The 13005-nt window shown below is 50.4% G+C and carries 11 protein-coding genes; 2 read left to right on the plus strand and 9 right to left on the minus strand.

Annotated elements, in window-relative coordinates; translation table 11 throughout:
• Positions 1-145: 145 nt before the first annotated feature.
• The 7 genes from P2G53_RS01755 to P2G53_RS01785 all read right to left on the minus strand — a co-directional run bounded on the left by P2G53_RS01755 (position 146) and on the right by P2G53_RS01785 (position 7744).
• Positions 146-2017, minus strand: a complete 1872-nt coding sequence (locus tag P2G53_RS01755; RefSeq protein WP_275812854.1) for a prolyl oligopeptidase family serine peptidase — start codon at positions 2015-2017, stop codon at positions 146-148.
• Positions 2018-2059: 42 nt separating this feature from the next.
• Positions 2060-3247 carry a pyrroloquinoline quinone biosynthesis protein PqqE gene (gene pqqE / locus P2G53_RS01760; protein ID WP_275812857.1) on the minus strand — a complete coding sequence of 396 codons (1188 nt, stop codon included), beginning with the start codon at positions 3245-3247 and terminating at the stop codon, positions 2060-2062.
• Positions 3222-3506 (minus strand): pyrroloquinoline quinone biosynthesis peptide chaperone PqqD, encoded by a 285-nt coding sequence (gene pqqD / locus P2G53_RS01765; RefSeq protein WP_275812859.1) that lies wholly within the window; start codon positions 3504-3506, stop codon positions 3222-3224. Before pqqD ends, pqqE begins: the two co-directional genes overlap by 26 nt.
• Positions 3506-4270 (minus strand): pyrroloquinoline-quinone synthase PqqC, encoded by a 765-nt coding sequence (gene pqqC, locus P2G53_RS01770; protein WP_275812862.1) that lies wholly within the window; start codon positions 4268-4270, stop codon positions 3506-3508. The genes pqqD and pqqC overlap by 1 nt, the downstream gene beginning before the upstream one ends.
• Before the next feature lie 52 nt (positions 4271-4322).
• The gene (gene pqqB / locus P2G53_RS01775) at positions 4323-5243 is read right to left on the minus strand and encodes a pyrroloquinoline quinone biosynthesis protein PqqB (RefSeq protein ID WP_275812865.1); all 921 of its coding nucleotides are present in this window, start codon (positions 5241-5243) and stop codon (positions 4323-4325) included.
• 129 nt (positions 5244-5372) lie between these two features.
• On the minus strand, positions 5373-5444 hold the full coding sequence (gene pqqA, locus P2G53_RS01780; RefSeq protein ID WP_084332595.1) for a pyrroloquinoline quinone precursor peptide PqqA: 72 nt from the start codon (positions 5442-5444) through the stop codon (positions 5373-5375).
• 404 nt (positions 5445-5848) lie between these two features.
• Complete coding sequence (locus P2G53_RS01785; protein WP_275812868.1) at positions 5849-7744, minus strand: propionyl-CoA synthetase; 1896 nt, start codon at positions 7742-7744, stop codon at positions 5849-5851.
• Positions 7745-8092: 348 nt separating this feature from the next.
• Here P2G53_RS01785 and P2G53_RS01790 point away from each other — a divergent pair, with 348 nt between their 5' ends.
• Entirely contained in the window at positions 8093-9247 is a 1155-nt protein-coding gene (locus P2G53_RS01790) for a GNAT family N-acetyltransferase/peptidase C39 family protein (RefSeq protein WP_275812870.1), read from the plus strand.
• A 22-nt stretch (positions 9248-9269) separates the two neighbouring features.
• On the opposite strand, the gene P2G53_RS01795 is transcribed toward P2G53_RS01790, so the two are convergent.
• Both P2G53_RS01795 and rlmJ read right to left on the minus strand, forming a co-directional pair.
• Positions 9270-9497, minus strand: coding sequence for an oxidoreductase-like domain-containing protein (locus P2G53_RS01795; RefSeq protein ID WP_275812873.1), 228 nt, complete (start codon positions 9495-9497; stop codon positions 9270-9272).
• A 47-nt stretch (positions 9498-9544) separates the two neighbouring features.
• A complete protein-coding gene (rlmJ, locus tag P2G53_RS01800) occupies positions 9545-10372 on the minus strand; it encodes a 23S rRNA (adenine(2030)-N(6))-methyltransferase RlmJ (RefSeq protein WP_275812876.1) in 828 nt (275 codons plus the stop codon).
• 399 nt (positions 10373-10771) lie between these two features.
• Here rlmJ and P2G53_RS01805 point away from each other — a divergent pair, with 399 nt between their 5' ends.
• The gene (locus P2G53_RS01805) at positions 10772-13003 is read left to right on the plus strand and encodes an NADP-dependent isocitrate dehydrogenase (RefSeq protein ID WP_275812879.1); all 2232 of its coding nucleotides are present in this window, start codon (positions 10772-10774) and stop codon (positions 13001-13003) included.
• Positions 13004-13005: the final 2 nt, after the last annotated feature.

Below are 13005 nucleotides of genomic sequence, written 5' to 3' on the forward strand. Positions count from 1 at the left end.
GCTAATTTTTATTAGGCTTTTATGTATTGCCATAATCTTGGCATGTTAATGATTTTGTAACTTTTTGAGGAGATGTGAACTTCTGCAGGAGTAGCAAAAACAACTCTATCCTTCCCAGCCAATTTCGGGAATTTTTCCCAATAAATCATGGCTCCATTAGCGACTGATAAAACTGTAATTCAGTTTGTAACACCCGTATCTGGTTATCCAGTTGTCGGAAGCCATGCGCTTCCTCAGAAAAATAAACCGCCTCAACACGCAGACCAGATGCTCTAAGTGAATCCACCATGGATCGGGTTTGTTCCGGCACCACGACCCGATCGAGTTCCCCCTGAAAGAAAATCACAGGCGCGGAAATTTGAGCGATTTTGTTGATTGGCGCTACCGCGTCGTAACGTTCAGGCTCCTTAGCAGGATCAGCGATCAACCAGTCCAGATAATGCGATTCAAACTTATGAGTGGCCTGCCCCAGTGCCATTGGATCTGTTACACCGTAGAGACTGGCACCACCTGCAAAGCAGTCAAGATCGGCAAGGGCGTTAAGCGCACTGAAGCCACCGGAACTGTTCCCCCTGATAAAGACGGCTGCAGGGTTTATTCGATCCAACCGGGCAAGCTCCTGTACTGCCAGATCAATATCTTCAATTTCAACCCGCCCCCAGCTACCGGCCAGTGCCAATCGATAATCGCGACCATAATTGCTGCTGCCCTGGTAGTTGAGATCAAGCACCGCAAAACCACGCTGAGTCCAGTACTGTAACTTGAGATTCAATACAGGATAGGTTGCGGCGGTAGGGCCCCCATGCAGAAACACAACCAAAGGCGGCGCCCTATCAGACTCAGGATATGCGCTGTTCTGCGGCGGATAGAAATAACCGTAACAGGCATGTTGTTTTGTTTTAAAACAGATCGCTTCGGGCACAGCGCACTCAGCAACAGGCAAGGGATACTCACCCCCGACCAGAAGTTTCAACTCGCCCTTCTCATTCAACAGCGCTACCGCTGGCAAACGATCCTCAGCGGCGACAATCAGCAACACCTGATCACCAGAAACAGCTAGATTACGTATCTGGTTAAAGCCCTCGAGGAGGATTGGTGACTGATCGACCGAAAGTTCAACTGACTGATGCTTAAGCGCAAGGCTAACCCAGCTACCATCGTTGCGCTGGCCGAAGTGCCGCAAGCCCCCTTGCCAAGGCGCATTAATACAATCTGCCGCCGTCTTGATCAGCGGTGTATCAACAATTCGATCAGCATCTATGGTGTGGATCTGCCAAAATCCGCTCTGATCACTGACTAAATACAACCGGTTATCCGATGCAAAATAGGGCTGAGATAGTGCAACATCGTTGCATTGACCACTCACTTCGTTAATCGAGCCTATAGCGCCAGACTCAGATACATCTGCAGCAAAACAGCGAGTTTTCAGCCAGGGTTGATAGGGGTGATCCCAACTTATAAATGCGATCTGGCTGGCATCGTCTGACAGGGTTGGATAAGCATAAAAATCATGACCCGCATGCAGGACAGTGACACTGCCTGTTTCCAGACAAACAGAGATCAGGCGGTTTTCAACTTCAGTGGAATGATGAAGTTCTTCAATGCAGATAAGCCGATTTCGTACCGGGTCATAAACGGGCTCAATAAACCGGCTAGCTGGAGCGTTCGTCAGCGCAACCGGTGCTTCTACTACAAGCCCGGTGACTTGAGTATAAAGCTGCTGGTCATCAGCATTCACAAAAGCCAATCGGTCATGGCTGATAAAACACCAGGCCTGCCCGCCATATTCATGGACTTTGCTTCGAACACTGAAACCTTCTGGGGTCAGGTACTGCACCTGATCATTCTGATACCGACACAGAGTGTTTACACCGCCACGTTCTGGCAGAGTCGCAACCCAGTATGGGACACCTTGCGGACTGATCAGCGGCTGAGAAAATTCAACCGAAGCAGCAACAGCGGTGAGCTCGTCCAGTGCGGACTGCCAGAAACCATGTTGTTGAATAGAGTCAGTCATCTGGCATGCATTAGAAAAGGCGGGCTTTAACGCCCGCCAGAGTTAGCCTTTTGCAATGATGCGGGAGTTTTTCTCATTGCGGTAAACAAACTGTTCTGGATTGTTTACCACATGCTCAGCATTTTCCCGCGCCTGAACTATCAGATCGTGATGGGGTGACTTACCACAAACAGGGTCCGCATTATGCGCATCGCCCGTTAGCATATAGGCCTGACAATGACAGCCACCCAGATCTTTCTCGCGCTCATCACAGCTGCGACAAGGCTCTTTCATCCAGTCCAGACCACGGAAATGATTAAACCCAGGACTGTCATCCCAGATCTGCTGCAGTGTCATCTCACGCACATTTGGGAACTCGATCGGCAACATCCGCGCGCTATGGCAAGGCAGTGCTTTGCCATCCGGTGTCACAGTGAGAAACACTTCACCCCAACCATTCATGCAACGTTTTGGACGTTCTTCATAATAATCAGGCGTAACGAAGATCAGCTTGATCGGGTTGCCGGCAGCGGCGAGCTTTTCACGGTATTCATTGGTAATTCGCTCAGCACGTTCCAGTTGCGCCCGGGTCGGCAGCAGCTGCTCAACATTTTCATACGCCCAGCCGTAGTACTGACAGGTAGCGAGCTCAACGTAATCAGCTTCAAGCTCAACACAGAGTTCGATAATACGGTCAATGCGATCAATATTGTGCCGATGGGTGACAAAGTTAAGCACCATCGGGTAACCCTGCGCTTTTACTTCACGCGCCATCTTCAGCTTCTGCTGGAACGCCTTTTCCGAGCCGGAAAGCATGCTGTTGACGGACTCATCACTGGCCTGAAAACTGACCTGAATATGATCCAAGCCCGCCTGATGGAACTCGGCCATCTTACGTTCGTTCAGCCCAACACCGGATGTGATCAGGTTGGTGTAATAGCCCATTTCATGGGCACCACCAATCAGCTGAATCAAGTCCTGACGTACCAGCGGCTCACCACCGGAAAAACCAAGCTGGACTGCTCCGAGATCACGACCCTGTTGGAACACATCAAGCCATTCCTGGGTTGTCAGTTCGCCGGCAAAATCAGCAAAATCCAAGGGATTTGAGCAATAAGGACACTGCAGCGGACATTTATATGTCAGCTCAGCCAGCAACCATAAAGGCTTGCCATGGGTTTTAGTCGATTCAACTGCACCCAGATTGGGCTGGGTGGGTTGACCGTTACAGGGTGATCCAGTGTTGCTCATGGGCATCCCCCAAGAAATCGATAATGTCTGCACTGATATCACCCGCATCAGCAAACTTAGCCTGCAACAACGCGGTTATTTCAGAGACATTTCGTTGACCGTCAACCAGCGCAAGAATTTCACCCGCAGGTCCATTCAGCTGGATCATGCCTTCCGGGTATAACAGCACATAACAATCCTGCGCTTTCTCCCACTGGAAACGGAACATTTTGTTAAGTGCCGGAATTGAATCCGGCACAATCTCAGTCTGTGACGACATTAAAACAGACCTCGGTGATACACTTTTTCATCGGTGACGGTGTGGAATGGAGGACGATTCAGCTCATACGCCATCGTCATTGCATCCAGCATACTCCAGAGCACATCCAGCTTGAACTGGAGAATCTGCAACATGCGTTCCTGCTGTTCACGGGTGGTATAGAAATCCAGCGTGATATCCAGACCGTGTTTCACATCACGTCGAGCTTCGGTCAGACGGTTACGAAAATACTGATAACCCTCTTCCTTGATCCACGGATAGTGAGATGGCCAGCTATCCAGGCGGTTCTGATGAATGGTTGGCGCAAACAGCTCAGTCAGTGAAGAACTGGCCGCTTCCTGCCAGGTAGCACGACGAGCAAAATTGACGTATGCATCAACCGCAAAGCGTACACCCGGTAGCACATGCTCTTGCGACAGGATCTCCTCACGGGTCAAACCCACCGCTTCTCCGAGCTGCAGCCAGGCCTCAATACCACCGACAGCACCATCATATCCATCGTGATCAAGAATGCGCTGTATCCAGTGACGACGAACATCACGGTCCGGGCAATTCGCCATGATAGCGGCATCTTTTACCGGAATGCTGATCTGGTAATAGAAACGGTTGGCGACCCAGCCACGAATTTGTTCCGGGGTACATTTACCCTCGTACATAGCGATGTGATATGGGTGCTGAGTATGATAAAACGCGCCTTTCGCACGCAATGCAGCTTCAAACTCTTCCCGTGACATCGGGGCGCGATCATCGGTTTTGCAATTCATTATTCTGATAGCCTCTATGCAATAACCCTAGTTAGCAGACTGACAGGCGCGCTCAAAGTTCGATGGACATACCATCATAAGCGACATCAATCTGATGCCTGGCAAGTTCAGCGCGTTGCTCTGAGTCTTCATCCAGAATCGGGTTGGTGTTGTTAATGTGGATCAGCACCTTACGTGGTTTTTCCAACGTATCCAGGTACTCAATCATGCCACCCTTTCCTGACTGCGGCAGATGCCCCATAGCTACCCCCAGCTTGTCACCAACACCGGTAACAATCAGTTCATCCTCCTGCCAGATGGTGCCATCCACCAGCAGCAGATCGGAGTCTTCCATAACGGGGCGCAGATGCGGTTCAATCTGACCTAGGCCAGGTGCATAGAACAGTTTTTTGCCGGTCCGGGTATCTTCGATTTGGATACCGATATTATCGCCCGGATGCGGATCATTACGATGCGGTGAGTACGGTGGTGCACTGCTTAGCAGCGGCACCGCCGTCAATTTAAGCTCAGGAACCTGAGGGATCACAAAACTGTTGTCAGCCTGTCCCACAGGAATTCGATTAACGTGATTTCCACCATTCCAGTGCTTCAGCATGTTGAAGACAGGGAAACCCGTGGATAGATCCTGCTCAACCATCTCAGTGCACCAGATATTATGCGGGCACCCTTCACGCAGCATCAGCAGACCTGTGGTGTGGTCAATCTGGCTGTCCATGAACACGATGGCAGAAATACCGGTATCACGTATTGAGCGCGCTGGCTGCATAGGCGAAAAATTTGCCAGCTGCTCACGGATATCCGGTGAAGTATTAAAGAGAATCCAGTGCTCGCCGTCAGCGCTCACAGTGATTGAAGACTGGGTACGGGGTTTGGCATTGATGGTACCGGCACGAACGCCAGCACAATTGCGGCAGTTACAATTCCACTGAGGAAAACCACCACCAGCCGCGGAACCTAAAACTTGTACTTTCATGTTTACGGTATCTGGTTATCTGTCTTATGGAAGGAGCATTCAGAGCTGAAGATTAGAAAAATAAAGGCTCTGACATAAATTACCCCGGCGTACCGGGGTAATTAGGACATACGCGGAAAATCTGGCGTATTAACGGTTAGCGAAGTACATAGTAACTTCGAAGCCGATACGCAGATCTTGGTAAGCAGGCTTAGTCCACATAGCTATTTCCTCTTTTTGTTATTGAAAGACAACCTTTAGGTTGAATCATAGAAAAATGACCCCGCCGGCTAACATGGTACTTTGGGACGAAAAGCATAATCTTTTGGTTAAGATCGCTTCCCGGGAAATTTTCCCGACCTTTCGCATAAGCGAAACCCAGGTACGGCGCGGCCTTGAGCTGAGTTGAACATAACATCTCAGACTCACAATATCTATCATCTATGAACTATTTTTTTACGCAATATAAGATTTTCAATCGGCACTATAGTTTCATTAAATCCAGAATCCGCAGCAACAAAGTAGAGACAGTGTTCACTCCAGTTACCTGCCAGAACTTTCTCGCAAACAAAAAAAGGCAATCCGAAGATCGCCTGCACAGGGCCAAGGGGTAATGAAATTCGGTCTTAAGCGTTACATACCAGACCGTTATTTGACATAATTTCTTCAATTTCCGGCAGGCTGGCCGGATCATCAATCGTAGACGGTACAGTGTAGGCCTGACCGTCGGCTATCTGGCGCAGCAATTTACGCAGGATTTTGCCGGAACGGGTTTTCGGCAGACGCTGCACAACGATGGCACGCTTGAAGCACGCTACCGCACCGATCTCACCTCGCACCATGGCTACCAGCTCCGCCTGCAACTGAGCTTCATCAATATCCACACCGTCTTTAAGCAGAACCAGGCCAATTGGCTCCTGACCCTTCAACGGATCATTGATACCAATCACCGCGCACTCTGCAACCGCAGAATGGCCCGCCACAATCTCTTCCATTTCGCCGGTAGACAGTCGATGACCCGCTACATTGATTACGTCATCGGTACGCCCCATGATAAAGACGTAACCGTCTTCATCCTTGTAACCACCATCACCTGAGCTGTAGTAACCCGGAAACTCGGTTAGGTAGCCGGTACGGAAGCGCTCAAAGTCACCCCAGACGGTAGGCAAACAGCTTGGCGGTAATGGCAACTTGATCGCAATTGCACCCTGCTCACCCGGTGGCAGCTGGTTGCCTTCTGTATCCAGTATCTGCACGTTGAAACCGGTGACAGGCACTGTCGCCGATCCCGCTTTTGGCGGCAGCGTTTCAATACCGGTCATATTGCCGCAGATCGCCCAACCCGTTTCGGTCTGCCACCAGTGATCGATAACCGGCTTACCGGTTTTCTCAATGGTCCAGTGATAGGTTGGCGGATCCAGTCGCTCACCTGCCATAAAGATGGCATCCAGAGATGACAGATCATAATTAGCCAGCAGAGATGCTTCCGGATCTTCTTTTTTGATCGCACGGAACGCGGTGGGCGCAGCAAACAGCACCTTAGCTTTATATTCCTCACACACACGCCAGAAGGCACCTGCATCCGGTGTACGTACCGGTTTGCCTTCATAAACGATCGTGGTACAGCCCGCCAGCAGCGGTCCATAGACAATATAGGAGTGCCCCACAACCCAACCTACGTCAGACGCAGCCCAGAATACATCACCAGGTTTTACGTTGTAGATCGACTGCATGGAGTACTTCATGGCAACAGCATGGCCACCGTTATCACGCACCACACCCTTGGGTTTACCGGTTGTGCCAGAGGTATAAAGGATATAAAGCGGATCTGTACCTTTAACCGGCACGCAATCAGCCGGTTCGGCAGCAGCAACAGCTTCATTCCAGTCCAGATCACGACCCGGTATCAATTCAGCTTTGGCCTGAGGGCGCTGCAGTACAACCACACTGTTTGGCTTGTGGGCCGATTTTTCGATCGCGTTATCAAGCATCGGCTTGTATTCAATCACTTTGGCAATTTCGATACCGCAGGATGCCGTCACAATCACTTTAGGTTCAGCGTCATCGATACGTACTGCCAACTCGTGTGGCGCAAAACCACCAAATACAACAGAGTGGATTGCACCCAGACGAGCAACCGCCAGCATCGCCACCAGCGCTTCAGGCACCATCGGCATATAGATAACCACCCGGTCACCTTTTTCAACGCCCTGTGCTTTCAATACACCAGCGAACTTCGCAACATCATCGCGCAGTTCACGGTAGGTAATTTTGCGTTTCTGATTCGTAACCGGTGAGTCGTAAATGATCGCCAGATTGTCGGCCAGACCATTCTCTACGTGATAGTCCAGTGCCAGATAGGCTGTATTCAGCTCTCCGTCAGCAAACCAACGATAGATGCCATTTTCATCTGTGGACAGGATCTGCTCCGGCTTTTTAAACCAAGCAAGCGCCTCGGCTTTTTCACCCCAGAACAACTCGGGGGTTTCAATGGATCGTGAATACTCTGCTTGATAGGACATGTGCTTAGGCCCTTTGATTCTTATGGTTAACTAAGGCAGGAAGCTATAATTATTGTAGACACTTCCAGGATGTGCCCACACTTTAGCTGAGTTTAAGCGCGAATAAACTACTACATAAGGCGTAATAGTCGCGATAAAAGTGCACATATTAGCCTTTCGTCCAAAAACAAAGCATCAATAATCACACACTTAAAATCAACATTGTCGACAATCTTAAAGTTAACTCACCATTCCCCTGTCACAACACACGTCTCTATGAAGCGACATCAGGAAAGCGATATACTGATTTGCCCGTTAGAGTTCATTTAGGGCGACAGCGCCGAAAATAACAGGCACTAAGGAATTCTGATGCACCCTGCTCATACTGAAGCCCCCCAGCCCCACCCGGTCATCCGCGAAGCGCAAAAACAGGATGCCGAATCACTCTGGATGCTTGAGCAGTCTGTATTCGAAATAGACCGACTCTCAAAACGTCGGATAAAGTTCTGGATCGAAGCTTCGCACCGGATATTCCTGGTCGCCGAACAACATCAGCAAATCTGCGGTTACGTCCTGGTCTTACTACACCGCGGTACCCGCCTGGCCCGACTTTACTCAGTTGCAGTCATACCCGAATACCGCAACAAAGGCATCGCAAAAGCGCTGCTCAACCAGGCCGAACACAAAGTTGCGGAACGAAATCGTTTTTTTATGCGGCTAGAGGTTGCGCGCAACAACCACCCCGCCCTGAGCCTCTATCAGCAGATAGGCTACAAAGTCTTTGGAGAGCTTGAGGATTATTATGAGGACCATCAGGACGCTCTTCGCATGCAGAAAAAGGTGCGCACCCTGTCTGAATCCCCCCTTCACAGAGCGATCCCCTGGTATCAGCAGACCACTGACTTCACCTGTGGCCCGGCATCATTAATGATGGCAATGGCCAGCCTGAGCAGCCAACCGACGATGAGCCAAGCCACCGAATTAGCAATCTGGCGTGAAGCAACCACGATTTTCATGACGTCTGGCCATGGTGGCTGCCATCCCATCGGCCTCGCTCTGGCTGCGCATCATCGAGACTTTAAAGCGGATGTATATCTGAATATAAAAGACACGCTTTTTGTGAACGGCGTACGCGACCCCGCTAAAAAAGAGATCATTCGCTCGGTTGACCAACAGTTTCACCTGGATGCCGCAGAGACAGGCGTCGCAATTCATTATCAGGACGTAACGCAAAACGATATTGCCAACTGGCTTGAGAACGATTGTGCCGTGATTATTCTGATCAGCACCTATCGGATGGATGGGCGCAAAGCACCCCATTGGGTAACCGTTTCAGGCTTTGACGAGAGCTGCCTGTATGTCCATGACCCTGACCCGGAGGAAGGCAAACAGGACGCTGTTGACTGTCAGTACATGCCTATAGCACGGGAAGATTTTGCTCGGATGTCGAGCTTTGGCGCGGAAAAATTACGTACCTGCGTGGTAATCTCAAAGCCGAAAAATAAAACGCACTCACTGAATTGAAGAACATTTTCTCTTTCGCGGCTTACTGAGCACCATTTTTATCACCGCCAGTCTGCCGCTGCTGCCACTCTTCCAGTGCTTCATAATAGGTATCCCAGACACAGGGTGAACAACCACTCTCGCAGCAGTCGTGATCGCCCGGCGGAGTCGGTTTTTTGTGCGCGTCTTGCACAGATTCAGTTCTGGAATCATCGGCCACAGCTACCTGAACCCGCACACCTTTAAATTCAGCCCACGAATCTGAACTCATACCCACACCTTTATTCTGAAAACACCTGACAAACCAAACACACTCTTTTAATCCACCAGCTGCAGACAACGATAGGCTGCACCCTCACCCTGGGCCAGCACCCGGGTCAACTCAGGCAACAGCTCAGACATAAATTCAAACAATTTCCAGGGCGGATTCACTACAATCATACCCGATCCGGTCATACCACGACCTTCAGTATCTGCTTTTACAGAAAGTTCAAACAATTGAATCTGCCCTATTCCACTCTCAAGCAGCGCTTTTTCAATTTGATCAATCCGAGACCGCTCAACCACCGGATACCAGATCGCGTACACCCCGGTTGCAAAACGCCGGTGCAACTGCTGCAGCGTTTTCACCACCCGATCATAATCTTCCTTTAGCTCATACGGGGGATCAATTAAGACCAGACCTCTGCGACTGACTGGAGGCACCTGCGCCAGCGCACCTTTAAAACCATCCGCCTGCTGGACGACAACCCGCGCATCCCCCGCAGCAAACTGCCTTAGGATATTTACTTCATTTGAGTGCAGCTCAAATAACCAGCTTCGATCCTGAGGACGCAGAAAATACTGCGCAAATGCCGGGGAACCGGGATAAAGCGTGGACTCTTCGGCATTAAAGGCGTCAATCGCTGCAAAATAGTCAGCCAACTGCGGGAATTGTGTCAGCGACAGACGCGCAACCCCATCCAGATATTCAGCCCTGCGGTTCTCAGAAGACTTAAGGGTATACAGCCCGCCACCGGCATGGGTATCAATATAATGGAAAGCTTTGTCTTTCTGCGTCAGGTAGTAAAGAATCTCAACCTCAACAATATGTTTCAGGACATCTGCAAAGTTGCCCGCATGATACGCATGTCGATAACTCAGCATGCAGCTCCTCCAATGACCCTAAAACCGGAAAGAATCGTAAAGGTGCGGATCATTCCACACCCTCAGGCCAAGGTCCATGACTTTGTTCAGACCACTTTAGACCAAAGTTAGAGCCCTATTGACCCTGTTATTTGTAGTAACTTGTAGTGAATTCCAGCCTACAATTGCCCAAAAGTGGCACAACACACCACTCCAAAGCGGTCAGAAGCGGAAAAAGTTGTAAAAACACAACAGATATTAGCCTTAAGTGCATAGTCCTGACGTATGACCATCGGGGCTTTTTCTGTATACTGATGCGCCGAAACACGACCATCTGGCTCGCTAAAGTAGAGACAGGCGACCAAAAGTTGCCTTGACCCGAGCCCTTGGCCTAACGCCATAAATTATTTGGGGAATACAATGACTACAAATAAGCAAACCATCTATTACACCCTGACCGACGAAGCTCCATCTCTCGCTACCTGCTCACTTCTGCCGATTGTACGCACCTTCACTTCCCGTGCTGACATCAATGTAACCATCACCGACATCTCTCTTGCAGGTCGCGTTCTTTCCGCATTCCCCGAAAACCTGAGCGATTCCCAGCGTGTTGAAGATGGTCTGGCGTTTCTGGGTGACCTGACTCAGGACCCGAATGCCAATATCGTAAAGTTGCCAAACATCAGTGCTTCTGTACCTCAGTTAAAAGCCTGTATCACCGAGCTTAAAGCGCAGGGTTATGATATTCCTGACTTCCCGGAAGACCCTCAGACTGATGAAGCCAAATCCATCCGTGACCGTTATGCGAAAATTCTGGGCAGTGCTGTAAACCCAGTTCTGCGTGAAGGCAACTCTGACCGTCGCGCGCCCGCAGCCGTTAAAGCCTATGCCCGCAAGTTCCCTCATTCCATGGGCGAGTGGAGCAAAGCATCCCGCACCCACGCTGACTGGATGCGTGGCGGTGATTTCTTCTCTGCAGAAAAATCCATCACCATGGAAGAAGCTGGCGATGTTCGCATTGAATTTGTTAACGCCAGCGGCAATGTCGAAGTAAAAAAAGAGCTGTCCCTTGAAAAAGGCGAAGTGCTCGACAGCATGCGTATGAGCTGCCAGGCACTGCGTGAGTTCTTTGAAGAGTCTCTGAATGACGCTAAAGAAACCGGCGTAATGTGGTCGCTGCACGTAAAAGCCACCATGATGAAAGTCTCTCACCCGATCGTATTCGGACATGCGGTCACTGTGTTCTATAAAGAAGTGTTTGAAAAACACGGTGAGCTGTTTAAAGAACTGGGCGTCAATCCGAACAACGGTCTTGGCAGCGTGTACGACAAAATTGCTGACCTTCCACGCTCCAAGCGCGAAGAGATCGAAGAAGATATTCACGCCTGCTACGAACACCGCCCTGAACTGGCGATGGTAGATTCCGTTAAAGGCGTCACCAACCTGCACGTACCTTCTGACGTAATCGTCGATGCCTCCATGCCTGCCATGATCCGTAACGGCGGCAAAATGTGGGGTCCTGATGGTAAGCCAAAAGACACCAAGGCTGTAATGCCAGAATCCACCTATGCCCGTATGTACCAGGAGATGATCAACTTCTGCAAAACCAACGGTGCATTTGATCCGACCACCATGGGTTCAGTCCCTAACGTTGGTCTGATGGCGAAAAAAGCCGAAGAATACGGCTCACACGACAAGACCTTTGAACTGAAAGAATCCGGCACCATGCGTGTAGTGGCAGCAGACGGCACCGTTCTGATGCAGCACGAAGTGGATAAAGGCGATATCTGGCGCGCCTGCCAGACCAAAGATGAAGCGGTACGTGACTGGGTTAAACTGGCAGTCAACCGTTCACGTCAGTCCAACACGCCAGCAGTATTCTGGCTGGATCAGGAACGTGCGCACGATCTGGAACTGACCAAAAAAGTTCAGAACTACCTGAAAGAGCACGATACCGAAGGCCTTGAGATCTACATCAAATCCTACAACCAGGCGATGCGCTACTCTCTGGACCGCCTGATCCGCGGCAAGGACACCATCTCCGTTACCGGTAACGTGCTGCGTGACTATCTGACCGACCTGTTCCCAATCATGGAACTGGGTACCTCCGCCAAAATGCTGTCCATCGTACCAATGCTGAACGGCGGTGGCATGTATGAAACCGGCGCCGGCGGTTCTGCACCTAAACACGTGCAGCAGGTCCAGGAAGAAAACCATCTGCGTTGGGACTCTCTGGGAGAGTTTCTGGCACTGGCGGTATCTCTGGAAGATATGGGCATCAAAAACGATAATGCCCGCGCCAAGATTCTGGCTAAAACACTGGATCAGGCAACAGGCAAACTGCTGGAAAACAACAAGTCACCTTCTCGTAAAACCGGTGAACTGGATAACCGTGGCAGCCACTTCTATCTGGGCATGTACTGGGCAGAAGCCGTGGCCAACCAGAGCGAAGATCCTGAACTGGCAGCTCAGTTTGCGCCTCTGGCCAAAACACTGGCTGAAAACGAGCAGAAAATTCTGGACGAACTGGCAGCGGTTCAGGGTCAGCCAGCCGAGCTGGATGGCTACTACCACGCCAACCGCGATACTGTGAAGAAAGTCATGCGCCCAAGCGCGACACTGAACAACATTCTGGCAGCGGCAAACGCCTGAGC

It is taken from the genome of Neptuniibacter sp. CAU 1671 (assembly GCF_029222905.1).
GTDB lineage: Bacteria > Pseudomonadota > Gammaproteobacteria > Pseudomonadales > Balneatricaceae > Neptuniibacter.

Excerpts from the sequence above, each read along its gene's own strand:
- P2G53_RS01755 (WP_275812854.1), bottom strand. The coding sequence starts at position 2,017 with ATGACTGACTCTATTCAACAACATGGTTTCTGGCAGTCCGCACTGGAC.
- pqqE (WP_275812857.1), bottom strand. The coding sequence starts at position 3,247 with ATGAGCAACACTGGATCACCCTGTAACGGTCAACCCACCCAGCCCAAT.
- pqqD (WP_275812859.1), bottom strand. The coding sequence starts at position 3,506 with ATGTCGTCACAGACTGAGATTGTGCCGGATTCAATTCCGGCACTTAAC.
- pqqC (WP_275812862.1), bottom strand. The coding sequence starts at position 4,270 with ATGAATTGCAAAACCGATGATCGCGCCCCGATGTCACGGGAAGAGTTT.
- pqqB (WP_275812865.1), bottom strand. The coding sequence starts at position 5,243 with ATGAAAGTACAAGTTTTAGGTTCCGCGGCTGGTGGTGGTTTTCCTCAG.
- P2G53_RS01785 (WP_275812868.1), bottom strand. The coding sequence starts at position 7,744 with ATGTCCTATCAAGCAGAGTATTCACGATCCATTGAAACCCCCGAGTTG.
- P2G53_RS01790 (WP_275812870.1), top strand. The coding sequence starts at position 8,093 with ATGCACCCTGCTCATACTGAAGCCCCCCAGCCCCACCCGGTCATCCGC.
- P2G53_RS01795 (WP_275812873.1), bottom strand. The coding sequence starts at position 9,497 with ATGAGTTCAGATTCGTGGGCTGAATTTAAAGGTGTGCGGGTTCAGGTA.
- rlmJ (WP_275812876.1), bottom strand. The coding sequence starts at position 10,372 with ATGCTGAGTTATCGACATGCGTATCATGCGGGCAACTTTGCAGATGTC.
- P2G53_RS01805 (WP_275812879.1), top strand. The coding sequence starts at position 10,772 with ATGACTACAAATAAGCAAACCATCTATTACACCCTGACCGACGAAGCT.